Source organism: Acaryochloris marina S15 (assembly GCF_018336915.1).
GTDB classification, from domain to species: domain Bacteria; phylum Cyanobacteriota; class Cyanobacteriia; order Thermosynechococcales; family Thermosynechococcaceae; genus Acaryochloris; species Acaryochloris marina_A.
On record NZ_CP064924.1, the window covers coordinates 1 to 26925 of the forward strand.

The 26925-nt window shown below is 45.9% G+C and carries 16 protein-coding genes and 7 pseudogenes; 11 read left to right on the forward strand and 12 right to left on the reverse strand.

Features of this window, described 5'->3' with window-relative positions:
* Positions 1-20: 20 nt before the first annotated feature.
* From I1H34_RS33140 to I1H34_RS33265, 5 genes and pseudogenes are all read right to left on the reverse strand, one after another.
* The gene (locus I1H34_RS33140; RefSeq protein ID WP_212666469.1) at positions 21-209 is read right to left on the reverse strand and encodes a mechanosensitive ion channel domain-containing protein; all 189 of its coding nucleotides are present in this window, start codon (positions 207-209) and stop codon (positions 21-23) included.
* Complete coding sequence (locus I1H34_RS26945; protein ID WP_212666470.1) at positions 194-448, reverse strand: hypothetical protein; 255 nt, start codon at positions 446-448, stop codon at positions 194-196. The genes I1H34_RS33140 and I1H34_RS26945 overlap by 16 nt, the downstream gene beginning before the upstream one ends.
* Before the next feature lie 1395 nt (positions 449-1843).
* A pseudogene (locus tag I1H34_RS32375) lies at positions 1844-4621 on the reverse strand (cation-translocating P-type ATPase).
* 70 nt (positions 4622-4691) lie between these two features.
* Positions 4692-5621, reverse strand: a pseudogene (locus I1H34_RS27005) (RNA polymerase sigma factor, RpoD/SigA family).
* A gap of 391 nt (positions 5622-6012) precedes the next feature.
* Positions 6013-6152, reverse strand: a pseudogene (locus tag I1H34_RS33265) (IS982 family transposase); the annotation flags it as partial.
* 132 nt (positions 6153-6284) lie between these two features.
* Here I1H34_RS33265 and I1H34_RS27015 point away from each other — a divergent pair.
* Both I1H34_RS27015 and I1H34_RS27020 read left to right on the forward strand, forming a co-directional pair.
* On the forward strand, positions 6285-7028 hold the full coding sequence (locus tag I1H34_RS27015; protein WP_249370240.1) for an IS1 family transposase: 744 nt from the start codon (positions 6285-6287) through the stop codon (positions 7026-7028).
* Positions 6979-7344, forward strand: coding sequence for an integrase core domain-containing protein (locus I1H34_RS27020; RefSeq protein ID WP_212666478.1), 366 nt, complete (start codon positions 6979-6981; stop codon positions 7342-7344). Before I1H34_RS27015 ends, I1H34_RS27020 begins: the two co-directional genes overlap by 50 nt.
* Positions 7345-7502: 158 nt before the next feature.
* On the opposite strand, the gene I1H34_RS27025 is transcribed toward I1H34_RS27020, so the two are convergent.
* Positions 7503-7946, reverse strand: coding sequence for a pentapeptide repeat-containing protein (locus tag I1H34_RS27025; protein ID WP_212666479.1), 444 nt, complete (start codon positions 7944-7946; stop codon positions 7503-7505).
* A 169-nt stretch (positions 7947-8115) separates the two neighbouring features.
* Here I1H34_RS27025 and I1H34_RS27030 point away from each other — a divergent pair.
* A pseudogene (locus tag I1H34_RS27030) lies at positions 8116-8694 on the forward strand (IS630 family transposase); the annotation flags it as partial.
* Positions 8695-8698: 4 nt separating this feature from the next.
* On the opposite strand, the gene I1H34_RS27035 reads toward I1H34_RS27030, so the two are convergent.
* Entirely contained in the window at positions 8699-10303 is a 1605-nt protein-coding gene (locus I1H34_RS27035; RefSeq protein WP_212666480.1) for a DUF6399 domain-containing protein, read from the reverse strand.
* A gap of 135 nt (positions 10304-10438) precedes the next feature.
* Here I1H34_RS27035 and I1H34_RS27040 point away from each other — a divergent pair.
* Positions 10439-10987, forward strand: a pseudogene (locus I1H34_RS27040) (transposase); the annotation flags it as partial.
* Between the two features lie 630 nt (positions 10988-11617).
* Here I1H34_RS27040 and I1H34_RS27045 read toward each other — a convergent pair.
* A pseudogene (locus I1H34_RS27045) lies at positions 11618-11779 on the reverse strand (DUF4351 domain-containing protein); the annotation flags it as partial.
* A gap of 627 nt (positions 11780-12406) precedes the next feature.
* Here I1H34_RS27045 and I1H34_RS27050 point away from each other — a divergent pair.
* Both I1H34_RS27050 and I1H34_RS27055 read left to right on the forward strand, forming a co-directional pair.
* Complete coding sequence (locus I1H34_RS27050; protein WP_212666481.1) at positions 12407-13828, forward strand: hypothetical protein; 1422 nt, start codon at positions 12407-12409, stop codon at positions 13826-13828.
* 390 nt (positions 13829-14218) lie between these two features.
* Positions 14219-15415: a tyrosine-type recombinase/integrase gene (locus I1H34_RS27055; protein WP_212666482.1), complete on the forward strand. Its 1197-nt coding sequence runs from the start codon at positions 14219-14221 to the stop codon at positions 15413-15415.
* An 18-nt stretch (positions 15416-15433) separates the two neighbouring features.
* On the opposite strand, the gene I1H34_RS27060 is transcribed toward I1H34_RS27055, so the two are convergent.
* From I1H34_RS27060 to I1H34_RS27075, 4 genes are read right to left on the reverse strand one after another with little or no spacing between them, the layout of a single operon-like run.
* Entirely contained in the window at positions 15434-18475 is a 3042-nt protein-coding gene (locus I1H34_RS27060) for a pentapeptide repeat-containing protein (protein ID WP_212666483.1), read from the reverse strand.
* The gene (locus I1H34_RS27065; protein ID WP_212666484.1) at positions 18439-19449 is read right to left on the reverse strand and encodes an AAA family ATPase; all 1011 of its coding nucleotides are present in this window, start codon (positions 19447-19449) and stop codon (positions 18439-18441) included. Before I1H34_RS27065 ends, I1H34_RS27060 begins: the two co-directional genes overlap by 37 nt.
* Positions 19449-20552, reverse strand: a complete 1104-nt coding sequence (locus I1H34_RS27070) for a hypothetical protein (RefSeq protein ID WP_212666485.1) — start codon at positions 20550-20552, stop codon at positions 19449-19451. Before I1H34_RS27070 ends, I1H34_RS27065 begins: the two co-directional genes overlap by 1 nt.
* Before the next feature lie 36 nt (positions 20553-20588).
* Positions 20589-21065, reverse strand: a complete 477-nt coding sequence (locus I1H34_RS27075; RefSeq protein ID WP_212666486.1) for a hypothetical protein — start codon at positions 21063-21065, stop codon at positions 20589-20591.
* A 438-nt stretch (positions 21066-21503) separates the two neighbouring features.
* Between I1H34_RS27075 and I1H34_RS27080 the strand changes: the two genes are divergently transcribed.
* The 5 genes and pseudogenes from I1H34_RS27080 to I1H34_RS27100 all read left to right on the forward strand — a co-directional run bounded on the left by I1H34_RS27080 (position 21504) and on the right by I1H34_RS27100 (position 26765).
* Positions 21504-22916 (forward strand): tyrosine-type recombinase/integrase, encoded by a 1413-nt coding sequence (locus tag I1H34_RS27080; RefSeq protein ID WP_212666487.1) that lies wholly within the window; start codon positions 21504-21506, stop codon positions 22914-22916.
* Between the two features lie 232 nt (positions 22917-23148).
* Positions 23149-24210 (forward strand): annotated as a pseudogene (locus tag I1H34_RS27085) (IS256 family transposase); the annotation flags it as partial.
* Positions 24211-24319: 109 nt separating this feature from the next.
* Complete coding sequence (locus I1H34_RS27090; protein WP_212666488.1) at positions 24320-25492, forward strand: transposase; 1173 nt, start codon at positions 24320-24322, stop codon at positions 25490-25492.
* Between the two features lie 248 nt (positions 25493-25740).
* Positions 25741-26226, forward strand: coding sequence for a hypothetical protein (locus I1H34_RS27095; protein WP_212666489.1), 486 nt, complete (start codon positions 25741-25743; stop codon positions 26224-26226).
* A 200-nt stretch (positions 26227-26426) separates the two neighbouring features.
* The gene (locus I1H34_RS27100) at positions 26427-26765 is read left to right on the forward strand and encodes a hypothetical protein (protein ID WP_249370241.1); all 339 of its coding nucleotides are present in this window, start codon (positions 26427-26429) and stop codon (positions 26763-26765) included.
* The last annotated feature ends 160 nt before the right edge of the window (positions 26766-26925 follow it).

Sequence of the window (26925 nt, forward strand, 5' to 3'; positions counted from 1 at the left end):
TTGCCACAATCTTGATTTCACTATTTGGAAGTAATCAGTTGTCCTTCAGCATTGCGAATCTGCGTTATCCGCAAATTCAGTGTTTCAACTGTTCCAGTAAAACCCTCCACTTTAATGATGTCACCCACTCCAAACTGATCTTCTGCAATGACAAGAAACCCATTAATTGCATCTTTGATGATGCCTTGTGATGCTAGAGAGATGGCCACACGATGAGACCAACTCCGGCCAATAAGGGGCCAACATCAACTTTGAACAAGATCAAAATCACAATAATACCGATACTCCCCCAAATCGGAATTGCAATTCCCTTAACGACCCTAGTAATCGTTGAGATTCTCAACTGCAATCGTCTTGATACAATCGGCGTTAATAACGGACTCACAGTTAAGGCTAGGGCAAAACGATTGATGAGAGCCCAGCTGAACCGCCCATGAAGTAAGTGCATACTCCCACTAAAGAGACTGTAAGGGGCAAGGATAAGCTTCTTAGAATCCAAATTTTAATCGGACGAGTATACGGAAATCGATCCATGCAGATCAGCACTCCAGCAAACCAGATTGAAACGTGGCCCAAACTAAGGACTTGGCGAAGTAGAGTATTTAGCCCATCCCAAGAATTCAATGTAGGGAGTCGGGTCATAAAGTCAACGGTACTAGCCGTATTGCCCTTGGAAGAACGATATAACCGTCTTTGAAGTAGACAGATAAGACCATTGATGATCAATACAGCGAACAAAATCCCAGATAAAAGTATCCCCTTGTTTCAAGTATTGGGGGGCGCTCAGTCCTAGATTGCTTCAAGGCTGAAATGACAATGTTTTGGATATCAGTGGTTAAGGCACCAGAGTCAACTGCACGTAGATTCGTGTCAAGGGAAGTAATCGTAATTAGATTCTGATTATTGACGCTTAGAACGGGTAAATTATTGAGGGTTTAATCTCTACTTGAGGTTCAACCTGATCTGAGGTGAGGTAATTTCGCTGAATTTTCTGCAGGTTTTCCTGCACGATCTGTTTGCGCTCAGAGATAAGATTTCGGGCCGCAGCAATTTGAAATAATCGCCTCCCATCTAGCCAAATCCAATCCGTAGAGATTTGGCTAGAAAAGCTATTTAGCTCTTCATCTTGAGGATTTTGAGACGTTGATTCTGCAGCGAGCTGTTCAGTGGAATTGAGAAAGGGTACTGAGCAGCGCTGGGATGATGCAGCATAATGCTATCGTTAACAACCCTAGAAGCAGATGAAGGATAGAACTTGATTTAGCTTTTTCTCTCTTGAATAAATCCTAGTAAAGCTAATAAATAATGATTTAGAAATGCTGCTAACTCCTTGTCTGAAAAAGCCTAAAACTAGTCTAGAGCTAGTCTAAAACATCATCCCTAATCCTTCCTGAAGGCTAGGAAACCTTGTAGGGCTTCAGTCCAGGTAGAGTAAGTCCTTTGCCTATGAATTTTCTACAACTTCCAGAATATGGCATGATCAAAACTATCCTGCTCAGTTTCTACGTTCAGTAGACAGTAGTTTTGCCCTATCGCTCAATGATCATTCATATGCCAATACTCGTTATTTTCGCCCTTATTATCTCGTTAATAGCAATTCTATTTGCATTGCAAAATTCCTATACGATACTCGTTAGTTTTTTAGTTTGGCAGTTCGATGGGTCTTTAGCATTAGTTTTGCTTCTAACCCTTGCTCTTGGGCTACGGTGTACACATAAGTCATTTCTGGTAAGCGACCATGGTCGCTTACGATATTTGAGTGACCCCAGAATCTGTTAGAACGAGCTCTGATTGATGAACCATAACCCATCACCATGGTCGCTTACTATGCATGCTCTAATATTTATTGCTCAACCCTCGATGATGCCACCAACGAAACACCACTTCTCAGTTCAATCCAAACAAACATGAGAGTGCTGAACCCCAAACAAATCAGCAATTCTAACCACTCAAAGGCCTGAACATCGAAAAAAGTTTGGAGGAAAGGAACGTACAGAACAAACAGTTGGCACACTGTAGTCACAGTGACAGCTCCCAGTAAGGATGATTAGATAAGGGATTGAGCTGAAACGTTAGCTGAGTATCTGAGCGTACTGCCAACGCATGCCCATTTGAGCTAGACATAATGTTGTAAAGACCATCGTTTCCAGGTGTTGGATCACCTGGGTAGCCCGGTGCTTGGGTATAGCTGTATGCCCAGATCATCAGACTAATCGTCAAGATAGACAGCATCAAACCAATGCGGACCATATACCATCCCAGACCACGGGCAAAAATGCTTTCACGGGATTATGGGGAGGTCGTTGCATCACACCTGCTTCAGCAGGTTCCATCGCTAGCGCCAAAGCGGGTAATCCATCAGTAACTAAATTCATCCATAGAATTTGAAGTGGGGATAGTGGAACACCCCCCAACCCCAATAAAGGTGCTGAGGCAATGGTAATCACTTCACCAATATTGCTACCCAAAATATATTTAATAAAACGGCGAATATTGGTATAAATCACTCGCCCCTCTTCTGTAGCGGCGACGATGTGGCAAAGTTATCATCCAAAAGAACCATGTCACTGGCTTCTTTACTGACATCGGTACCCGTAACCCCCATGGCAATCCCAATATCCGCTTGCTTGAGCGCGGGGGCATCATTTACGCCATCTCCTGTCATGGCCACAAAGGCCCTCGACGTTGCAAGGCTTGGACAATCTGTAGTTTGTGCTCTGGAGCGACCCGAGCATAAACATTGACTCGCTCAACCTGTTGTTCCAGCTCCTGGGGCGAAAGTTGGGCCAATTGTTGACCACTCAAGACGGGATCCCCCGCCTTAGCGATACCAATTTTATGGGCAATAGCCATCGCTGTCAGTTGATGATCACCCGTAATCATCACAGGGCGAATCCCTGCTTGTCGGCAACGAGCAACGGCAGCTTTTGCTTCAGGACGAGCCGCATCTACAATGCCACCAACCCCAACCAAATCAGGTCGTGCTCAACATTGTCCAAGGTTTTGGTCTCAGGGCATACGGCTAGAGGTTTGTAAGCAAGACCTATCACCCGTAGTCCTTGACTCGCTATCTTGTTGTTTTGAATGAGGATGCGATTGCGATCCGCATCGGTTATTCCCTGAATAATTGCCTGAATTTGTATTTGGTGACATTGTTCCAAACCAACTCAGGTGACCCCTTCATAAATAGGGCGTAAGGTTGAGTAAATCCAAGATGATGGGCCTGAGATGGGGCGGTTTTACAAATCACACTCATGCGTTTCCGCTCAGAGGTAAAGGGAACCTCCGTCAATCGAGGAAGGCGTTTTGTAGCTCAACGGGTCCCAGCCCCGCCTTGCTAGCCAAGACCAAGAGTGCGCCTTCCGTGGGGTCACCCATAATGGCCCATTGCCCTTTCTCTTTTTGTAAAGCGGCATCATTACAGAGGGCACTAGCCACCAACAGCATTCCAGGGCAGGGTGTTGAGCGGGTAATATAGCATAGCCTGTTCTAAGAATCTCCGACAGGCTCGTATCCCATACCGCTGACGCTCAAGTGGTCCGCAAAGAGGTGAATCTGCTGAGCCACATTTTGTTTTGAGTGAGGGTCCCGTTTTATCGGAACAGATCGTCGTGACAGACCCAATGTCTCCACAGCGGGGAGCTTCCGAATCAAAGCTTGGCGGCGCACCATTCGTTGGGTTCCCAAGGCCAGAGTGACCGTAATCACGGCGGGTAGGCCCTCGGGCACGACGGCTACAGCCATACTCAGGGATATCTCCAGCAGGTCATCCACCATACTGAGTTGCCTTCCCGCAGATACCTCCAGGACGACGAGTCTACAAGCACCATTGATCCTGTAACCAACACGTTTCCTAACTGGCCATTCGCTGTTGAAGAGGTGTGGGGGCTGTTTCCACAGATTGCAGCATGGCGCAATTTTTTCCCAATTCCGTCTCCATGCCTGTGGCAGTGACGATGGCAGTTCCGCGTCCCTGAATCACCTCTGTTCCGCGATAGATGAGATTATGTCGATCACCTAGAGCTGCGTTCTCTGTCAAGATCAACTCAGATTGTTTGGTGACGGCTTCTGCTTCTCCCGTTAGGGCTGATTCACGAATTGAAAGACTTGCCGAACTCAATAACCGGCCATCAGCAGGCACCTGCACCCCAGCTTCCAAGAAGATAATATCCCCTGGTACTAAGTCTTTAGCATCAATTTCCCACTCCTGGCCTTGGCGAATCGCTCGGACCGTGACGAGGTCATTGACTTTAAAGCTGTTAGAGCCTGCTCTGCCCGACTCTCCTGCAAAAAGCCTAGCAACCGTTTAACAGAACAATAGCTGAAATAGCGACAGCATCCTTGGGAAATTGCTGATCCTGTAAATCCAAAACAGCTGAGACAATGGCGACAGCAATCAACATCAACAGCATGATGTTTTTGAATTGATCGATCAAGATATTCCAGGTGGAGCGACCGGAAACTTCTTGCAATTCATTGCGACCATGCAGCTGTTGTCTTTGATTGACCTGATCTGGCGTGAGCCATGGATTGGGTCACTCTCTAAACGCAGAAGGACAACGTTGGCATCCAGGGTTTGCCATTGAGGGTTGTGACGTTGCTCTGGTTCCTCTACAGTCATGATGATTTTCCCTTTGACCAGAAGTATCTTGATCAGTTTTATTCAGTCATGTTGAGTAATTTTTCTTAACTCACAGATAATCAGCGATTGCTGGTTTATGCTTTTGTAGGCGTTTAAGAGCATCCATTTGCAATTGGCGGACTCGTTCGCTGCTGATATCCATACGACGGCCTACAGCAGCGAGGGAGAGTTGACGATCATCGATCAACCCATAGCGCAGGGTGAGTACTTCTCGCTGCTGAGGAGTGAGGGTGGTTAACAACTGCTGGAGAGACTCACTCAGGGTTTTGCCCGTGACAAATTCTTCCGGTAGGGGATTGGATGCCTCGATGAAGTCTACGATAGAGTTATCTTGATCATCACCAATTTTCAGATCGATAGACAGAGTGTGGTGTGAAAGTTGAAGATATTCTCGAACTTTTTCTGGAGGCAAGGACAGAGCTTGAGCAATCTCTGATGTTGTGGGCTGCGGCCTAAAGATTGAGATAGTTCTCGCTGGGCTCGCTTGATCTTATTGAAGTATTCCGTCAGATAAATGGGAAGACGGATGGTGCGACTCTGATCTGCGATCGCGCGCGTAATTCCCTGGCGAATCCACCAGTAGGCATAGGTCGAGAAGCGAAAACCTCGTTGAGGGTCATATTTCTCCGCTGCTCTTTCAAGCCCCAAGGTTCCCTCTTGAATCAAATCCAGGAATTCCAAGTTATGGTCTTTGTACTTTTTAGCAATGGTCACGACTAGACGAAGATTTCCCGTAATCATGGCCTGCTTGGCTTTTTTGCCCTGATCTAGCTTGGCTTCGAGTTCCGACACCTCCAGATCAGCAGCCTCGGCCAAGTCTCCATAGAAGGCTCTACTTCGTTATCCTGAGCCAACTTTTGTTTCAGCCCTGCAATTCCATCATCGCTTGGACTTCTCTACCAAACTGCAATTCCTGAGTGGGTGTCAGCAAGGGATATCGGCCAATCTCTCGAAGATATAGGCGGACGTTATCTGTCATCCCCCTCTGCTTATGACCACGATGTGAAGTTTTGGGAGGAGGGCGAAGGGTCTGAGTTGTCATAACATTCATCTCAACTTTGATGGGATATGGATTAGAGTGCTTCGAAAATCAGGAATTGAGTATTTATGAATTTCAGAGATCAGCCTTTGAATCGACAGGGTTCTTAGCCCAGGCTCAATTTGATTCAAGCAATAGGTCTATTGGGAAAAATGGCAATGCTGAGTGTATTTCCCGTTCAATATCAGAATCTAGGTCATACCCCTATTAAATTAGGGTTTTACCCCCTTGGGATCGGCCCTCGGACTCAAAAAAAGAGTCTGAACTCATCCAAAGGGACTAGTCCGATCGAGAGTTGACGTATTTACCTGGGTGCAACGTGAGTTCGACGCTAGACAATAGCAGCAGGCAAAGCTTTTAGTTCATCGGGAGTTAAATCTAACGACGGTTTCATTGGATGATAGGAGTAAGCAATCAAGCCCCCAGAAGATTGGCTAAGAAATTGAACCCACTGCGATGCCTTGAATGCTCGGTAGTTAGGTGAGATTATCTCAGCCCCTCTAGCTAAGGGAAGCTCAAAAAAGGTATTGCTGAAGGGAGTTATTGAGCCAAGATACTCCCATGGAAGAGAAAAAAAGGCCATTACTTTCAGAGCTAGCTTGCGTGAACTCTAACTGTGAAAGCTATGGTCAAGCGGGCCTTGAGAATTTAACAGTACGTAAAGTCTACGGACAAGATCGAATACGGTATCTGCGCTGTCATAGCTGTGGAGCAGAGTTCAGTGAACGCAAGAACACTGCCTTTTGGAATACAAAAATCCCTGAATCTCGAGCAATAGAAGTAGGTCGTCAAATTGCAGAAGGAACGTCTATCAAAGGAACATCACGTCTGACCTACACCCATCCGGATACGGTGAAACGTTTGACCCTCAAATTTGGTCAGCATGCCCAGGACTTTCATGAGCAAGAAGCTCAGCAATTGGATATCGACGTATTAGAGATGGACGAGCGTCATGGATACGTCGCCAGCAAAAAGCAGCAGTGTTGGGATGCGGTATCCATTGATGCCGCCAGTAAATTCATTGTCCACGTGGCCGTTGGTCCCCGTAACACAGACCTGATAGAAAGGCTGATGCAAGGCAGTCACAGACGACTAGCTCATCCCCAAGACCTGGTGCTGATGACCGATGGAGAAGCGAGTTATCGCACTCTCTTTCCGGTCATCTTCGGGGTGTCTTACCTCCCCCCGTCAAAGCACGATGGGTCGACCTCCCAACCCCAAGTATCGGATTCCTCGAACCCTTGCCCACGTCCAAGTCATCAAGCATCGTCAGGGACAAAAGTTAGAAGCCGTAGAGGTGAGCAAAGCTCATGGGAGCTGGCAACGGATCAATCAAGCGCTAGATGAAATAGGGTACAACATTCCCAACACCTCAACTGTGGAGCGTTTCAATGGCACTGCACGACGGATGAATGCTCATCAAGTCAGACGCTCACTTGCTTTCGCTCATCGCAGTAATACTCGTCAGGCCGTTGCTTGGTGGAGTGCTACAGTTTACAACTGGGTGAGAGAGCATCGCAGTTTACGAACTCCTCTAGAAGTACCCGAGGGTAAAAAGCGCTTTCAACAGAGAACTCCTGCCATGGCAGTTGGATTAACTGAACACATTTGGACCGAAGCTCAGATCCTCAGAGCACCGGTTTATATGGCTTCTACAGAATAGGGGGCTGAGATAATCTCACCTGACTACCGAATATCGATGGGTACCTTTTATTGGAAATTAATCAAAAGAATCAAAATTGTTGATACATGTAGGGTGTTTTTGCATAAGCCCCTAACGGAATCTATGCAAAAACACCCAAGATCTAAAAACTCTAGATCTCATCTTGGATGAGGTTTAGGAAGCCATTTAGGATCAATCTTAGTTTCTTCAAAAAGAATAGCACCGAAGAGTTCGGCACGTCTGAGGTTGACATTCGTGAAATCGGTATTGAAGAGGTGGGCACCAAAAAGGTTGGCACCAACGAGGTTCGCATTGTTGAGTTTTGCACTGCTTAGTTTTGCACGGGTGAGGTTCGCATCGTTGAGCTTTGCATCGCTAAGGTCGGCACTGCGGAGATCGGCACCGTTGAGTTTTGCACTGCTTAGTTTTGCATTGTGGAGGTCGGCACTGTGGAGGTTGGCACCGCTGAGGTCAGCACCGCTGAGATTTATCTCCTGATTAGGATTCTCCTCACGCCACTGGTTCCAAGCATCTGGCCCTCCCCGCAAAATCTCAAGTAAGTCGAAATTCCCAGAACCAAACCTGAGTAAAGCTCTAACCATGTCTTTCCACCTTCAGAAATCATTGTTCGCCAAGTACCCTTATTTCTCAATATAAACCCCACCCCCATAGAACGCTCCCCGCTGCACCACCTGAAACCCACTAGGTATCCCCACTTACTCCCTTCCCGCTGTAAAATCGAGAAGAAAGTAAATAGACGCAGTGAACTGAACACAAGCCTTTCGAGATAAGCCTTTTGATGTAGATGAGTGGCAGAAATTCTACAATCGCAATCAACAACAATACATTCGCCAGCGATTAACCGCTATTAAACTCCTGCATGAAGGACAGAGTCGTGCCCAAGCGAGTAAGCAAGTAGGGTGTCGCTATGACACTTTAACGTGTTGGATAGACAAATTTCTCGACGGCGGACTGAGAGGTTTAGTCCAACCCATTCGACATCGAAAACCAAGTCGGTTGCCTCCAGAACAACAACAGCAACTCAAAGAAATGGTGCTAACACAACACCCGACAGACTATGGCATTGATCGCAATATGTGGACGGGGGCTATTTTGTCAGTTGTAATTGAGCAACGCTTCGAGGTGCAGTTGAAAGACTCTCGTATTTATGAATTGCTCTCGGAGTTGGGGTTGTCTTACCAGCGAGCCCACCGCGACTATGCAAATGCTGATCCGCAAGCCCAGCAAGAATGGGTAGCAGCAGTAAAAAAACTGCAATCGCTACAACCAGGTGAGCACATCGTATTTTTTGATGAGTTTGCTGTCTCTGAGCGTCCCAATTTAGGGTATCAATTTAAGCCGGGAAAATAGCTTGGGTTAAAGGGTTAGGCCGTTTTTTCATTGAGGACTGACGTGCCACTGGCAATTCCCCCATAGAGTTAACAACCGACTCAAACACATCAGGAAAAGGATGCCCAAAAAGCCGTTGTGCTGCGGTGGTCCCATCTGCTCTTTTGAGGTCAAAATTATGGATGATGGTGAGCACTTTCAAGGATTCTTCCGAAAACCCTCGGGCTGCATGATGCAATCGGGATAGATAACCATTACGTCCTTCAACTGCGGAGGAAGTCCGTTGATACTTCGTACTCATCCATTGCGCCCAGTCTACCCACTCCTGGCTTTCTTGAGAGTTCATTTGTTGAGTCATGGGGTGCTTGAGTAACCGGGCATAAGCTTGTTCAGTCGCCTTTCGATAATCTGCCTTGAGTAGAGGATGCCGAGTTTTGTCCGTTTGCTGTTGCCAATAAGCCCAGGGTAATAGGTACATGAGTACCCAGTTTTGTAGATCGAGATCATCTGTGGCTACCTTTAGCGCTTGAGTCACCCATTGCCACCAAGCATGAATCCCCTGAGCCATTGAAGGAATTTGTTGTTGGAATGAGTCAATGGCTTTGCTCCCCTTCTGAGCACCATAGGTTTTGGCTAGGGTAGACATCTGGGCGAGGGGAGCATTCAACCCAGCCGATAGATCATCAAACAGCTGCCATTCCAAAGTCTTGATATTAAACGGATGAATGACTTGGGTAAGGCGATGAAGAACCTGATGATAGGCCATCTTGTCCTGCTCTAAAGACTGTTGCTGAGCAGAAATCTCCGCCTTTGATTGTTGGAGTTGTTGCTGTTTAGCCTCACTACGAACGTTGAGAAGTTGCTGTTGAAGTACAGTCGCTTTTTTGTTCAACTGACTCATTTGACGACCCATATCACTGCCGATAGGTTGGGCTAAGGCACTCAGGGCATGGAATAAATCAGAAACACTGACACAGCCTAAGCCTGATACAGCTAATTTAATCAGGGCTGGAGCACCATCACTCACCATAAAATGACAATGCCATCCACAGCGGGTCCACCACTGCTGAATCTGGGCTTGCCAGGTTGCATAAGTACGGTTGGGACGTTCCACCTCTGTGAAGATAAAGCCACTAGCCAATTCCAACATCACCAAGATAGGTAAACCAAAAAAGGTTTCGTCCCCACCGACACAGATGCCCTGACCGTCTTTGGGTTGGCAATGCTCTTGCTGGGCGACTTCATAGGCGATAATCGCATCCCGCATCTTCCGTTTCAACAGCCGAAGGGAGCTGGCTGAAACGCCCACATGAGCATCTATGTGAATCGCTGTAAAAAATTCTGATAGACTCTCAGCTCCTACCCCATGTTTGACGCCGAAATAGTACACCACTCCTAAGACCATCACTCTGAGCCATTGACTCCCTGTCTGACTTTCCCACCATAGTGACTCTGGATATTGGTTACGCCGAGCGATAGCCTGTTGATGACGATGAACACTGCTTTTTGATAGACCTGTCGCAGCAGCAATTTTCGCAATCCCTTTTACTCCCTGTTCGAACAGACAATCAGTGACGGCTTGGCAGCGCTCTCGTATTGTCAGGCTCATCGTTTCCTCTGTTGACTTGCAAAGGTACGATACAGCTCTTTGTGACTAACCGCAGATATCTTGCCTATTTCATCTACAAAAGAGTGCGATCCTATCTGAAAATACTCAAATCTTTTCCCGCTTTATGCTGGTAGCCCCAATTTATTCTATGGCTGGGCAGAACGCAATACTCGTCCAGAGGTTCCGAGCAATACTCGTCCAGAGGTTCCGAGCAATGAGCGGGCTCGCAAGAAACTCAACGGTTTCCTTTGTGTTGATGCCCATAGTGGCGAGGAGTATTTTGGAATAAGCCCATATTCCAAAACAGAAGATGTATCAGAGTACTTTGCAGACCTATGCTCCGAATGCGTTGAATCAGGCTACACTCAACTGTGCATTATTCTCGATAACAATCCGACTCATAAGCTCAAAATGCAGTCCCAGCTGGCTGTTCATCTAGAGCAAATGGGACTGGCCCAATCGATTCAAGTTGAGTTTTTGTATCTGCCGTCCTACTCTCCCAAGCTAAACTTGGTCGAATATGTGATTCACTTACTGAGATTGCGATTGCTGCATCATCTCCCCATTGGAACGACACTTCCGCAAATCAGACAACAGTTCATTCAGTTCATTACTTCAAACCAGTTTCTATCGGCAGCACAAGTCCAAAAAACGCTTAATCATATCTTTTCACTCGCGCCCTAATCTTATGCCGGGAAGGGAGTAGATGGCATCTACCCATAAACCAAATGCTTTGCTTGGTTAGCGTCACAGCTCAGAAGCATCCAAACTCTTCAGATCGAACAAAAGACCAGCCCGACCAGAACCACCAGCGAACACCGGAATCTCCAAAGTCAATCGGGGAAAGAATTCTAGAGACGAGTCTGGGAGAGTCATTTTTTCGTGTAAGTTTTTGTGTAATACAGATTTTGGTAGAAAATCTGGAATTAAAATCCTCGATCTAATCTAGTGATCTGCAAGTTCATGCTCTGTGGTGCAAATTATTGTGTGTTTGGCTCAACATGCCGACTTGCTGCCTATGGCTTTCCAATAGCAACGGAAAAATTTAGCCGGTAGACTAAGAGTTAAGCCGTGAAAGCTAGCGGTAATAAGTTCTTCAAGACTTCTTGTTTTTAGCGCTGCAGCTTTCAGAATAGTCTGTACTGAATATATTCTACTGTCCGATCTTGACCTGTAAATGGAACAGTACAAACCTCTATTTCATTCCCCATAAGGGTTTCAATGTAGAAGCTCATAATTGCCCAAACATCCTAAATGGGACAGTCTGATCCCTACCGGCTAAATTTTTCCGTTGCTATTGGAAAGCCCCTATGCTCAATTTTCCTGGAGCCAGTTCACTAGATCAGCAGATTCCGTAAAGTCGAGCAATGCCTCACCAAGAGTTTAGAGTTGATAGAGGGAGAGGGACTGGATTTGCGATCTCAATTATGGGGAAACGTCACCGATGTGTCGATTGAGTAGACGAAGGATGAGCGACTATGGAAGCGCAATAGATTATATTGAAGTATAATACTACAGAGAGTTTAGAGTTCAAAATACCTTTTGTAACCTAAATGATAGTTAAGAAGGAAGAAAGGCTAATACCAATTACCCAGCAAAATGACCTATATTGACACTCAAAAGTACTGCAAACTGGTTGCTCTCCAAAATTGAGTAGTTCATTCCTTCAAGCAATTGGTATAAAACAGCGCAACACCAATATTTTTGAACATCTACAAAATGAACAAATACTCTGTAAGGGTATTCTGCTCTATGTAATTCTAGGTTTATAAATAAACCATACTACCATGCTTCAACATAATCTATTACGCTTCCAGTACTTTGACAGGAATTCAGTCAAACAACTTGAGTGAAAACGGATTTTTCAAAATTTAAAGCATCTTATTGAGTTGTATTCAGGGTCAATTAGTTTCTATAACCTTCGATGTGAATATACTTAAGCCTCTATGATACCAAATTACTAGAGCCGGGAACATATACCGACTTCTGAGGGAATACTGAATTTAACATGAAATATACAAATAAAAGCATCCAATAATTCTTAAATATTTGGATCACTGGGAGGATCATTTGAAAAGCAATAGCCAGTCAGATAACTTCGTCATGGATGCTGTATTAGGTAGCTTTAATCCTCTTAGGCTACATATGAGGCTCAACAACTTTCCTGAGGACAAAGAGGATCCTTCTACCGTACCAATAGAAGCTCAAGCAACTATGGTGCATGAATATGCGCACTATCTCCAAATTTTGTTTACAGGCTTTGGACAGATTTCTTGGGATTTTAATAGACAATTAACAGGATTTCTCTTTAATGAATGGAATCAGTTATCAAGATCTCAAGGAGTAAAGAGATATTTGCCCCTTGCATATTTATCAAATATTAGCCTCGATAATTTTATGCAAGGCTTATTAGTAAATACAGCATCAAAGGATATGCTAAACCTTGCTCGGGCAAGATTCTATCTTTCTAATCCAGAGATAAAGATTTTTGAATTAGGCATAACAGATCTCAAAAAAGACTGGTTTGTGAACCCAAGAATAAATCTAAAAAATACTACTCATATTTTACAAACCAAAGATATTACCGAAGGTCAAGCATATTTTATAGAGTCTGAATTTCTAGAAGTTATGCACAATATACCAAGAAATATAAGTCTAGATAAATCAGCTATTTCTAAACAATATTGGCTTGCTTATGAATGGTTTATTGAAATCTGTGGTGAACAGCGGTATAAAGAATTTCCCATTATATGTGACTTAGCTATGCAAACTAGCTGGGAGCATATAAAACCAAAGTGTATCGATGAATGGCAGGATTCACATCCAGCATGGCGTTTTATAAAACTAACTCTGGCACTAAGTGAATCTGATGAACTTAAATTAAAGGACGATGAAGAATGGCCAAATCATTATTCAAGTTATTCATCCTCCCTACTAAATACTTGTCAATACAAATCTCTTGAAGATATATTTATCGAGCGTCTAACATCTTTTGGAAGAAGACAAGAGCTATTAGAATTAGAGAAAATTATGCAAAGAGGGATGAGATTTAGAATAGACAATAATATGTATGCAGGAAATCCATTATCAGACTTATATTTATGGCAAAAAATATCAAATTCTTTTCCTATCCCATTTGCCCAGATAAATGGAAAAATGAATAGTTTTGGCCCTCAAAGTACTGAATTGAGCAATGAGATAGTTATAGAACTACAGTTCCAAGCATTTGCCTATCAAATATTAGGTGAATTCTCCAATGAAGCAAAGCAAGAGAAGTCTGTCGAATGTGCATTTTCTAAATTCAATATATCTCAAGGCTGCGAGTATCAGAGAAGCCATTCTTGTTCAGGTCGATATCAAGTACATGCTGGTCCTCCCCATGCAGTAGAGGTAGATCGTAATGGAGACTTTACTGGTTGCTCATTTGAAGCGTTATTTCTCAGTGCAGGTTTTCAAAGCACTGATATAGATGTTGACTTTGAAGCTACTCTGCCCACCTTTGAGGAAATCAGGCTGGAGAACTAGCTCGGGGTATGACAACGATTCCTCGGATAGAGGGCCATAGGGCCGGAATGCATTGACAGTAAATGTCCTGGCTTGCAGTCCTATCAAATCTTGAATATTGCGAGGATAAAAGAATATAAAAATGAGTTCTGAATCAAGGGAAGATCATCCTTTTTGGTGTTTAAGAAATTTGGGCCATATCACCCTTAAAGATGCCCTTGTAAAGGTTCAGATACCTGTAATCCCTTTGTAAAGGGCAGTTCAACAATACAATCATGTATTTTGATTGATAGGGTTGAACATCACCTTGGCTTCCAATTCGGAAATGTTAGAGCAATTCTGACTTCTCTTGATTCAAATAAAAATAATATCGAACTCTACAACCTTTATCTAGTAAGGGTTCATGTCCCTATGGTCCTCCATTCGAGGAATCGTTGCCATACCCCGAATAAGGACTGGCACCAGATTACCATGAACGATCTGAAGCGCTACAAGACTTATCTGGAGTCGGGTCGGGAGTTGAAGCAGGGTTCAGTGGGGGCTGTCCTGATTGCAATCAAGAGTTTCTTTGCCTGGTTAGTTAAGGCAGGGTATATCGAGGATAACCCCAGTGCGGCCATTAGTATTCCCGTGACCCCAGAGACCGAGGGAAAGAACCTGGAACTGTTTCAGGTGGAGGCATTATTTGAAGCGTTGACAGGACGAACCACTGAGATCCGGGACCGAGCGATTCTCTGTTTGATGATCTATGCCGGGTTAAGGGCCGAGGAAATCTCTCTGTTGAATGCCGGGGATTATAACGGGGTGGAGATCACGATTCGGCAGGCCAAGCATGGGTCCGTGGGTAAGGTGCCAGTTGATGATCTAACGGATGAAGCCCTAAGAGCGAATCTCAGAATTCGGATGGTGGACTGTGAGGGAGGTATGACAGCGGATGATCCGCTGTTCGTCTCTACGAGTCATCGAAATAAGGGTCAGCGGTTGGGGTATGAGGGTATCTATAAGCTGGTCAAGGCTTTGGCCCAGGACGCAGGCTGGCCTGATATTCATCCTCACAAGGGACGGCATACCTATGCCAGTCAGTTGATTGAGAATGGCATGGATGCTTACCTGGCGATGACATTGATGCGGCAGCGATCTGTGAAGGCATTCGAGGTCTATTCCCAGAAGGTCAGGTATCGGACGGCTAAAGGAGTATTTCTGGAAAACAAAGGGGAGATGGAGCGACAGCCCATGTCGCTGGAGGAGCTTGTGATGGCTAGTGAGGTGCCAGTGGCTGAAGAGGCGATTGAGCTAGAAGTTGTCACTGAGGGGCCTGCGAACTGGCCCAAGATTACTGCGGTGGATCTGCCCTTGAATGCGGTCCAGGTGAGGCTGACCCTAGAGATGTCAGGGAGGAAGAAGGGTGTGGTCAGGAAGGCGATCGAGGAGCGGGTGCTGAGTCCGTTTCAGATGGTCAAACCTAAGAAGAGGGGGAATGAGTATGAGCTGACGGTTGTGGTTGAAGAAGACGATGCGTTGTCTGCTATCACCGATCAGATGCGCTGGGATATGGAGGTGCTGGGGGAGTTAGATGATTGCGAGGTGAATGTGAAGTGGTTGGATTGAATGTTGTTTCCAAAAAATCTAATCCCACTGCCTTAGTCGTTGTTTTTGAACGTGTTTTTCTGCTGCTTCTATACTTTCGTACCACTGTGGATATCGTTTGTGTAAGGCAGCCGCGACCTTGTTGCAGTCCCTGTTGATGTCAACCTTGATGTTCTGGGGAAGGGGCGAGTTGCAAATCAATGGAGGTTTCTTACCCACTAGTTGAGATTGGGTGAGATTGTTTGTCTTACGGAAGTTTGAATTCAACAGAATGGCGCTGCTGAGGTCGGCGCTGCTGAGATCGGCGCTGCTGAGATCGGCGCTGCTGAGGTCGGCGCTGCTGAAGTTGGCGCTGCTGAGGTAGGCGCTGAAGAGGTTGGCGCTGCTGAGGTTGGCGCTGCGGAGGTCGGCGCTGCTGAGGTCGGTTCTGCTGAGGTTGGCGCTGCTGAGGTCGGCGCTGCTGAGGTAGGCGCTGCGGAGATTGGCTCTGCGGAGGTAGGCACTGCTGAGGTAGGCGCTGCTGAGGTAGGCGCTGCTGAGGTCGGCGCTGCGGAGGTTGGCGCTGCTGAGGTCGGCGCTGCTGAGGTCGGCGTTGCGGAGGTAGGCGCTGCTGAGGTAGGCGCTGCTGAGGTCGGCGCTGCTGAGGTTGGCGCTGCTGAGGTTGGCGCTGCGGAGGTCGGCGCTGCTGAGGCTGGCGCTGCGGAGGTTGGCGCTGCTGAGGTCGGTGCTGCGGAGGTTGGCGCTGCTGAGGTCGGCGCTGCGGAGGTTAGCGCTGCTGAGGTCGGCGCTGCGGAGGTTGGCGCTGCGGAGGTCGGTGCTGCTGAGGTCAGCGTTTTCAAGGGGAGCTTGAAACAGTGGACGACAGTTCCCAAATAGCCGCTCTGCAAGATAAATTGGGACCCATGCCATCTCTTTTTGTTTTTTACATCCTCCCACTAACGCTTCAACTACCAGTTTCTCTTCATAAGTCCCTTCTATATCTAACCGGGCATAATCTCTTTTAACTGTAACTTCATGAATATTATGCTCAACAACAACAACTAGTAGAATTAAGGCAAAACCGATCACACCAGCTAAACTTAGCTTCTGACGGTGGAGAACTTTCTCGTATTGACTCCCTTGAAGTAAAGGCTTGAGATCGTCGGGAATTGCTACTGTCAGCAAATATTCCTTTGCCATAAAATCTAGAAAAATATAGTCACGCAGAGGCGCTTCATCACGAGTCTGACGAGACAGCAATCGCAGTAGTGGATGGGTTAAGTTGGGCAAGGTTCGCTGATACTGCTGAGCAATTTCTAATTGGAGGGGTCCAATGCCTCCTCTCACTGCTGTTACCATCAGTTGCTGAAAAGCTTGTCGCACCCCCTTATTTTGATCTGGTGTCAAATTCAAGACTAGATAATGTCTTAGCCAATCAGGAATATATCCATAGCGAAACCAAGGTAAACGCACAAGCTGAGAGAGGGTAGAACCCGACAATAAAGCCCGTCCCTCGGTATTCTGGAGCACATTACCTAGGTACACTGTTATCGTCCAATGCAGCTCAGGGAATACAGCGCAAGCGGCAAACCAATACAAACCTGACTCACCCAGATACGTGGAGAGTTCTGCCAACATCTGTTGCCCTTCCTCCGCTTTTGGCGGATACCGTTCTAACCAGCGTCGGGACCGGATCGCTAGCATCTCAGGAAATGGTGTTGAAGGCGCTTCAGCTAATCGATAGACGGTAGAACCCTTAAGGAAAATTTGTGGAAATGCTGCGATACCTTGGGGGGTTAGGGGCAGTAAAATAAACTGCTGTACCAACTTAAATTCCCATTGACTCCAACTTTCTACAGGGTTGGGGGTTAGAATCACCCGTTGTTTCCAGGCTTGAATTAGCTCAAACCAGGGTTCAGGTTCACCTGTCTGATGGCTAAAAAGAGTCTCAGCTTCGGCCACAATTACTAACCGATCTTTGCTGTATTGATTGAATATGCCTTGTAAGGACTGGGGATATTGGGTGTGGCGTTCTGGGTAACAAATCTGAGCATCCCCATCAAAAAAATAGCGTTTAATGTAGACTCCGTTTTTTTGGAGTTGTTGAATGAGTTCTTCCGTTAGCTTGGCTTGGTGATCTGCATAACTGGCCCGATCGATTAAAAATAAATATTCAGGTATAACTTTTTTGGTGCCATAGATCGGGGTGAACCATCCCCCCTGCTTAATAGAAGCTAGAAGTGTTTGCTGTATATCCAGAGTATTGGCAATTTGTTGGGTTCGTCGGCGTAGTTTCTGGGCCGTTTGAAAAATAAGGGTTGATGGAAACAATGAACTTTCGATACCCTGCATTGAAATCTTCTGGAGTTCAGGGGATTGGTTGCTTTCTCGACGATTGAGAAACTGACGGGCAATTCGATACCACCAATAGCGCCAAATCAATAGAACGGCTGAAACTATCCCTAGGAAGAGAAGCACTCTCATTTGAGACCATTGACTTTCACGCATCGAAGCAGGTGGTTCAGGGGCTTCTAATGAGAACGGATCTGGTTCGCTAGGGAGTGGGCTAGAGGCTGGAGTAGATGAAGGGCTAGGGGCTGGAGTAGATGAAGGGCTAGGGGCTGGAGTAGATGAAGGGCTAGGGGCTGGAGTAGATGAAGGGCTAGGAATCAGACCTTTGTGTAGTCGGCTGGGTAAAAATAACACGACCCCAGCAACGATGACCACTCCCACTAGACGCCGTATGAGTGTCCTCCCCCCCTTTTGAATACGTGCCAAATCTTCCGCCAAGCCCTCAGCGATCTGCTCTGGGGTTTCAGGAGGGCGATAATCCTCTAGCTTGAGCTGCTTCGCCCATTCTTCAAATCGCTCTTGAAAATCAATCTGTTCTGTAGCGGAACTGCAAACGATGGGGCCAATAAATGACTTTAGCTGCCTTAAATCAGACAGTTCTCCTTGAGCAACCAGATTTAAAAGTAGATCTTGAACGGCAATATATTGCTGAATTCCAATGTTGTAATCCGCATCACGCAGATCATCCAAGAACTGCACCACCAGCTCAGATGCTAGTCTTGCTGGAGTGGTTGATTTTCCTGACTCCATCGTTCAATGACACCTCTAGCTTTGGGGATATCTTCAGCCGTTTTAATCAAACTACTCAAAGTCTTCAATACAAGACTTTGGTCTTCTAACGGGTTAGATTTGCCCTCTCCAAACCGCTGCAGTGTCAAAATCCAGCCCAGTAGTTCAGCCGTTGCAGGCTTTTTACGCAAGCCATTCTCAGGGGCACGTAAGCGATCAAATATATCCAATGCTGTTCTCAAAAAAGCATTATTGACATCGGTATTCGTTCCTAAATGGCTGGCGATAATATGCGTTAATCGCTCCTTCATGGGGAAGGGCACATTGTAATAAATACAACGCCGTAGAAAGGCATCTGGCAGGTCTTTTTCAGAGTTGCTAGTGATCACGACCAATGGCTGGAGGGCAGGATCTGCTTCAATCTTGGCATTCTCCAACTCACTGACTTTGAAATACAGTTGCTCTAGCTCGTTGAGCAGATCATTGGGGAAGTCCCGTGGGGCTTTGTCTACTTCATCAATCAGTACCACGGAGCGCTGGGGTTGAAATGATTCAAAATCGGTGGGTAGATATTGTTGAACCTCACCCCACTGTCGAGTACGTAAAATAGCTAAACCCAAAGCTTGATAGGAGATGTAGTTTAAGATCGTGCTCGATGTCAAACCGCTCTGAATATCTTGAAACCGCTTAAGAGCGTCGTAGGTATAGAACAGATCACGCGCAGAACTATCGGACTTGGTTTCAAATTTGAGCGGAGGTTCAAACCCCAATTCCCAGGCCAAGTTATAGGCGAATTGAGTTTTCCCTGTGCCTGGTTCCCCTGTCAGAAGCAAAGGCTGTCCCAGTAGTAACGCTACATTACATGCATCTCGTAATCCTTCATCTGCGATATAGCTCTCAGGGTTTAGTAATCGAGATCGTTGAGGGATGGGTAAGCTAGCCGCCACCTGCCGATGGTTACCACTGGCATCCCCTCGGTAAAATGGGAGTTCCATTAAAGTTGCCTCCCACTGATAACCGCTTCTTTTAAAAGCTTCGTTAAATGAGTTGCGACGTTATCCATCGGCATCGTTTCTTCTTGCTCAAACAACTGACCCACAGCACTCAACAGTTGCTCTAGGACGGCTTCACCCGTGAATTGACTGGTCTCTGGGCAACGTACCCAGTCCTCGACATGAGTACGATTTACATTATCGAGCTTGGGTAAAACAACCCCAGTCAAGTGATTAAAATCTCTAAATTCTGATGCATTGAGATTTTCTAGCTGCTCAATAATCTCATGGTTCATTTTTTGACATCGGCGGCATTTTATAAATCGTCTAAATCGTCTCAACCAGGCAAAAGGGTTTATCAACCACCTACGTTTCCTCTCTATTCTCGACCGTTTAAGTTGATATTTGACGAAGACACAAACAACTAGCGTTTGATTGACCCCTAATTCTGGCCATCGCTGCCAGAATTCTAATATTTTATGTATTAGGTCTGGCCCCAGCCGACGCCAATCGTCCGTCAGCAGATGTAGATGGACGATTACGGGGCCAGGATGTTTACCAAAGGTTTTGTTGATTTGCTCGACGGGGGCATAACTATTATTTTCAACAGTATCTGCTAAGTTTTTTGATAATCTAGCTGATAGCCTGTCCAAATTCTTTAGACTAGCAGGCCATTGCAGATGATGTTCCTTAATCGCTGTTTGCTTGAGGTCAATGTTTAAGAGGCGAGGTAAGGAAACCTTGCGCAAGCGCTCCAGAAACTTATCATGACTCTGCAACTCATCCCCGTGTATCAGGCAAATTAATGGCTGTCGTTTTGATCGTGATTGCCATTTCTGAATCGCTAGACTCAGCGTATACTCCTGATCCGTTCGGTCAGGCAAATAGGGCAAGAGTGAAGGAATGACTGGCTTCGCACTCAAACCTTTTTGATCTAGGGCTATCCCGTTACTATCAACAAAATATACGTTGCTCCCGGATATATTATTCGCATTCCCCCCAGACATCTGCCCAAAAGTCTGCCCCTGATTGTTGCCTATGTCTTGTTGAGCTTGATTTGTCGGCTTTGAGCTTTGCTCTGGAGAACTCTCTGGCGATGGATGCATTGAGGGCAAATCACACTAAAGGAGTAAATTTTAGACCTATAGATTTATATCACCTTGAACAGAGTCAATTACGCCGATATTTTTAACGTTTCCTCCTGACATCTGACCAATCACGACCCCCTGGTTCTCATCAATATTTTGCTGAGCAACATTCTGGTTAGCTGAGGGCTGAATATCCGCAAAGATTTCTGCAATAGCAGCTTCTAATTGTGAATCATTTGCCAAAATCGTTGCTAATTCCTCTTGCAAGGCTTCCTTCCAAGCAGCACTTTCAGGAGTTGTCGCCAGCTTCTCAGCAGCGATCTGCGCTGCAGCTTCAGATTCTACCTTTGGGTGTAACTTACCCCAAATAGCCTTTGCTCTTTCCCAAGTATCTTCTCCTAACTTTTTAGCAGCTCCATCTAATGCTGGGGCACCAACTTTTTTCAGCAGGAAAGGCAAACAGGGAGCTAAAAATGATGTCAGAGCGATGATATCCATAAGAGATAAAAGCTGAGCAACAATCCGAAACATCACCTTTATCACATAGAATTGGCATTTTCATCCTGAATATAATTGTTCTTTAAGTCTTTCTTTTGGGGCCAGAAGATAGCTTTGGAAGCCTTTGAAGAATTCTTTCGCAGAGAGAATTTTAATCAATTCTAGAAATTATAGTCACCATTCTCATCTCTAGCTAACGCCTTTAGACAAACTAACTTCCTGTATGACTGATATTTAGTCATCAGAATGTCCTATTAAAAAGCTCATAAATATTAGACTAACATCCCACAAAGGTTCGTGTAATATGGCGAAAGATATGTTCCATGTCGGACATTTGATTACGCTGAAATCCTTATAGAAAAAGGAATAGCTAAACACAACAATTTTTAATTCCTGTTTTTATATAGAAATCTGGAGTAACAATCACCGATCTTATATAGTGATCTTCAAGTTCGTTCTGTGGTGTAATTTATGTCGCGTTTCTCTCAAACTTCCGACATCCCAACCGTCCGTCTGATTGAGTTCGGCACAGAAAAACCAGAGGAGAGCAAACCTGCATCTGAAACGCCCTTGCCTAAGCCAGCGGTAGTGAATCTGCGTCAAGTCAGAATCGAACAGTTCCTCACCCTGAAGAACCTGGCGGCCAACACCCGACGCAACTATGAACGTCATCTACGACAGTTCAGTTTATGGGTGAACAAGGACTGGCATCAGATTACCATGAACGATCTGAAACGCTACAAGACTTATCTAGAGTCAGGTCGGCAGTTAAAGCAGGGGTCGGTCGGGGCGATATTGACGGCTCTTAAAAGCTTCTTTTCCTGGCTGAAGAAGGCTGGGTACATTGAGGAGAATCCAGGGACGGCGATCAGTATTCCGGTAACTCCAGAGACGGAGGGGAAGAATCTAGAGCTGTTCCAGGTGGAGGCACTGTTTGAGGCACTGGAGAAGCGGAAGACAAAGAGACGTGATCGGGCGATCCTGTGTTTGATGGTGTTTGCCGGGATGCGGGCTGAGGAAATCTCTCATCTCAATGCCGGGGATTATAACGGGGTGGAAATCACTATCCGTCAGGCCAAGCATGGATCCGTGGGTCGGGTACCTGTGGATGAGCAAACCGATGCAGCACTGCGGGCTAATCTTCGGGTTCGGATGGTGGATGGTGAGGGAGGGATGACAGCAGATGATCCGATGTTTGTCTCTACGAGTCATCGAAATAAGGGTCAACGGTTGGGGTATGAGGGTATCTATAAGATGGTCAAAGCCTTGGCCCAAGATGCAGGCTGGCCTGATATTCATCCCCATAAAGGACGACATACCTATGCCAGTCAGTTGATTGAGAATGGCATGGATGCGTACCTGGCGATGACGTTGATGCGGCAGCGATCTGTGAAAGCATTTGAGGTCTATTCCCAGAAGGTCCGGTATCGGACGGCTAAGGGAGTCTTTCTGGAAAGCAAAGGGGAAGTGGAACGACAGCCAATGCCGCTGGAGGATCTGGTGGCATTTAGCGAGGTGCCAGTGGCAGAAGAGGCGATTGAGCTAAAAGTTGTCACTGAGGAGCCTGCGAACTGGCCCAAGATTACTGCGGTGGATCTGCCCTTGAATGCGGTCCAGGTGGGGCTGACGGTTGAGGTTTCAGGGAAGAAGAAGGGTGTGGTCAGGAAGGAGATCGAAGAGCGGGTTTTGAGTCCGTTTCAGATGGTCAAACCTAAGAAGAGGGGGAATGAGTATGAGCTGACGGTTGTGGTTGAGGAAGACGATGCGTTGTCTGCTATCACCGATCAGATGCGCTGGGATATGGAGCTACTGGCTGAGCTGGATGATTGCGAGGTGAAAGTGGTGTGGGTTGGGGATGGTTTGACCCGAAAGTGTTTGATATAGATGAGGTGAATCAAACTTTAAAAGAGCTTGAGATAGAGAATGTGGTTTATTCGTAAAGTAAGTCTGTCCGAGATGAAAGAAACTACACTCTCACTAAGGTGGCTTTTACCCTATATTGGAGACTGTAAATTATTTTGTGTAAGCGGTTTAAAGTACATCCAGATTGAAGGAGACCGCTTTGAAAAAACAACGCCACTGTGATCCAAAAGTTGAGCAACTTCTTGATGAACTGATGCAGGACTACAGCAGTCCTGAGCAGATATTGGGGGAGGAGGGATTAATCAAGCAATTATCAAAACGCCTGATTGAGAAAGCCTTACAAGCAGAACTGAGCCATCATCTGCAAAGCACACCCACAGGAGAGTCTCCATCGCCTTCAAAATCGGGCAATAGTCGTAATGGGTATTCCGCTAAAACGATCAATACCGAACAAGGGGCTTTCGACCTTCAGATCCCTCGAGATCGCCTCAGCGAGTTTGAGCCGATTATTGTGCCTAAAGGCCAGCGTCGATTGGCCGGTCTTGATGAGAAGATTTTGGCACTGTATGCACGAGGGAGCAGTACCCGAGATATTCAAGGCCAGCTGGAAGAGTTGTATGGAATTGAGCTATCCCCAACCCTGATTTCTCAAGTCACCGATGCGATTATGGAAGAAGTCCGTCAGTGGCAAACTCGCCCCGTGGATGCGCTGTATCCCATCCTGTTTTTGGATGCATTGTACGTCAAAATCCGCCAAGAAGGACGGGTTAAAAGTCGGGCAGTGTATGTGGTATTAGGGATTAACCTCGATGGCCACAAAGAAGTCTTAGGCTTATGGATCGGACCTCAAGAACGGGAGGGGGCTAAATTCTGGCTCAAGGTCTTGACGGATCTCAAAAATCGGGGGCTACAAGATGTTTTTATCGCTTGTGTAGACGGATTAACAGGTTTTCCAGAAGCCATTGAAACCCTCTATCCCCAGACTCATGTGCAACTCTGTATCGTCCACTTGATCCGCAATTCTCTCAAATATGTCAGTTGGAAACACCGCAAGGAAGTTGCAGCTGATCTCAAGCCGATTTATCAAGCGGCAACGGTCTGTGAGGCGGAAGATGCTCTGACTCACTTTGCCGATAAGTATGATCAGGTTTATCCCACCATCAGTCAAATTTGGCTGCGCCATTGGGAAAGGGTGATTCCTTTGTTTGATTATCCGCCTGACATTCGCAAGGCCATTTACACCACCAATGCCATTGAATCAGTCAATCGTAGTCTCAGAAAGGTTTTGAAAACTAAAGGAGCATTCCCAGATGAAACCCTGATTGCCTGACAGAAGTAGGTCAAAGCCTTTATTTACATAGTTTATGAGAAAAGAGTGGAGAGACATGTGAGGCTAGATTTAATCACAAATCAGCGTTATTCAAATGTCAGGCCCCACCCAAATTTATCGTCAACTGTTTTCCTTTTTACGTCAACACAGCCATTATCGAGATTTGCGCCATCTCATTGCTCTGGGCTGGATGGTAAGCGCGTTAATCTGTAGTGAACGCTTAAGCTTATCTGCCTGGGAATCCTATGTTCCCTGCCGAGCCAGAAAAGCCCAAAGTGTCGAGCGTCGGTGGCAACGATTTATAGCCAATCAACGCATTGATATTAACAAGCTATATGTACCTCTAGTCCTGCTAGCCCTTAAGAACTGGCACTCTCATCGTCTATACCTGGCAATGGATACAACGGTGTTATGGAATGAATATTGCATGATTCATCTATCCGTCGTCTGCTGTGGCAGAGCAGTACCGTTGTTGTGGAAAGTATTAGAGCACAAGAGTGCGGCTGTCGCTTTTGAGGAATATCAACCGTTATTGCGTCAAGCCCGTTGGTTATTACGGCAGCATCCAGATGTCATGTTATTAGCAGATCGTGGGTTTGCAAACCATCAACTGATGAGCTGGTTACAACAGAGCCATTGGCATTACTGTCTGCGTATCCCTTGTGATGTCCTTCTTCATGGTCCACGTCAATGTCCAAGAGAAGTCCGACAATTGTGGCCATCCAAAGGAGCAGCAGTCCTCTACCGCAATGTAGGGCTTTGGGAAGATGGCATCTATCGGTGCAATCTGGTGTTGGCTAATATCCGAGGAGTGAAAGAACCATGGGCGGTGATTACAGATGAATCACCCACTTTACAGACCTTGTGGCAATACGCTTTGAGGTTTCGGGTCGAAGAATTATTTCTCGATAGTAAGTCTGGAGTGTTTGAGCTAGAAGAGTCGAAAATTCGTTGTGCTGATGCATTGGAGAGACTTTATCTGGTTGCTGCTGTGGCACTGCTATTCAGCACGACTCATGGGATGGCTGTTCACATTAAAGGGCTGCGCCAACAGGTTGACCCACATTGGCGACGAGGCATTAGTTATCTCAAAATTGGATTGCGATGGCTCAAGGGAGTCGTCCATAAAGGACGGGAGTTGTTGATGCCAGTCCCCTTGCTCTGCCATGATCCACAACCGTGTTTTGCGTCTAAAAAAGCTCAAAAGAAACACTACAACAAAATCTGGTTCTCTCGCATCCGCTCTTTACAGTGCAAGGCTTTATGAGCAGGGGAAGGCGAAGATCTGTCAGGCAGTCAGCCCTCACCCTATAGCTTCTGGCTTTCCTTAACGTAATTATCGTCTAGTAAAAGTTAATTATTTGAGCTTTCCTATTGCTTTTTTTAATGTGGTTTATATACCTCAAAGTAGCCTAATCCTAAAAGAATTCTAGCCTTAAATCTGTCATCTTTTTAATCAGGGGAACCTAAAAATTTACTCGGGACTCAGTAAGTAAGGATAAAAAAATGAGGAACATGATGAATAAACAAAGCATTTTTATTGCCGCTGCTCTGTCATTTATCGCTACAGCAGTAACGGCACAAGAACTAAAATTTGATGGTATCGCCGACGTTAACCATACACGTAATGACAGTATTATTCTTGAGAAGGTTGACGGCGGTAGCCATAACGTAACTGTCCAGTCGAGAAATGGAGATGTGAATCTTTTCAAGGTAGATGGCGGAAGCTCTAATATTCGCATTATCGCCGAGGGGGATGTTCGCTTTTCACAAAAAATAGATGGTGGCAGCCGAGTCCATGTCGAAGCTAGAACGGGAGACATCTTCTTTGGTCAAAAAATAGATGGTGGTTCCGAAGTCGTTCTAATGGCCCCAAATGGCACAATTACTCTAGCCCAGAAGATAGATGGTGGCTCAACCGTCCGCTGGTGTGCACAAAGTTTAGATGCAGGAAGTCAAGGTATTCGCGGAAGCTCGACTGTAACTAGAGTTTGTCCTTAAGAGACACAGTGAATAATTGAATGAGTAGTAAATAATTCAGGTAAAATTAGACCTCTTGCAATATTCATTTCATGATGTGCTACTAACTTTATAAATGCCGTGAACTGATTTGGATAACAAATCGTTAGTTTAGTTATGCAAGAGGTCTAATAAAGGGATTCAAACCCCATTTTTGTTGTGAACACAAGTTGCTGGGATAAATGATCCACCCCGCTTGCCAACGTTGCGATCTCTTCAGTGGATACCTCGCTGAAGGCTTCCTCGTTTGTGCCATCCATCCGAGTGGTCCTGATCAAAATCCTTGTCCCGACTTTGCGAAAGTGATTGAAGACTGGCAACCATTAGGGGCAATCTCTGAAAACGGTGAGCTGGTCAGGGACTGGGCGGGATATCTAACCTCATCGGATCGGATTGAGGTGCTGGAGTCTCACCCATACTTCACAGGAATCTGCCCGAAGTGCGGTGCAAGTTTTGGGGATAGCAGGCCAGTCCATTACGATTGTGAAAGATGTGGTTGGATGGATGATTCGGTCAACTAAGAAAAACTGAGACAAAAGTGAGGCAATTTGTCGCTTCAACCCTACTAGGCTAGTAATAGACCTCAAGTAATACTTTTTGAAAGGTCCATTATTGCCCTTGAGGGCTATCCTCAAGCTAATTTGGGAGCTGTCAATCGTGCGCACTTATGACTCTCGAAAG

Bases quoted from the DNA above. Each gene is read 5' to 3' on its own strand.
- I1H34_RS26945 (WP_212666470.1), bottom strand. From the start codon at position 448: ATGCACTTACTTCATGGGCGGTTCAGCTGGGCTCTCATCAATCGTTTT.
- I1H34_RS27025 (WP_212666479.1), bottom strand. From the start codon at position 7,946: ATGGTTAGAGCTTTACTCAGGTTTGGTTCTGGGAATTTCGACTTACTT.
- I1H34_RS27035 (WP_212666480.1), bottom strand. From the start codon at position 10,303: ATGAGCCTGACAATACGAGAGCGCTGCCAAGCCGTCACTGATTGTCTG.
- I1H34_RS27050 (WP_212666481.1), top strand. From the start codon at position 12,407: ATGGATGCTGTATTAGGTAGCTTTAATCCTCTTAGGCTACATATGAGG.
- I1H34_RS27055 (WP_212666482.1), top strand. From the start codon at position 14,219: ATGGTCCTCCATTCGAGGAATCGTTGCCATACCCCGAATAAGGACTGG.
- I1H34_RS27060 (WP_212666483.1), bottom strand. From the start codon at position 18,475: ATGGAGTCAGGAAAATCAACCACTCCAGCAAGACTAGCATCTGAGCTG.
- I1H34_RS27065 (WP_212666484.1), bottom strand. From the start codon at position 19,449: ATGGAACTCCCATTTTACCGAGGGGATGCCAGTGGTAACCATCGGCAG.
- I1H34_RS27070 (WP_212666485.1), bottom strand. From the start codon at position 20,552: ATGCATCCATCGCCAGAGAGTTCTCCAGAGCAAAGCTCAAAGCCGACA.
- I1H34_RS27075 (WP_212666486.1), bottom strand. From the start codon at position 21,065: ATGTTTCGGATTGTTGCTCAGCTTTTATCTCTTATGGATATCATCGCT.
- I1H34_RS27080 (WP_212666487.1), top strand. From the start codon at position 21,504: ATGTCGCGTTTCTCTCAAACTTCCGACATCCCAACCGTCCGTCTGATT.
- I1H34_RS27090 (WP_212666488.1), top strand. From the start codon at position 24,320: ATGTCAGGCCCCACCCAAATTTATCGTCAACTGTTTTCCTTTTTACGT.
- I1H34_RS27095 (WP_212666489.1), top strand. From the start codon at position 25,741: ATGATGAATAAACAAAGCATTTTTATTGCCGCTGCTCTGTCATTTATC.
- I1H34_RS27100 (WP_249370241.1), top strand. From the start codon at position 26,427: ATGATCCACCCCGCTTGCCAACGTTGCGATCTCTTCAGTGGATACCTC.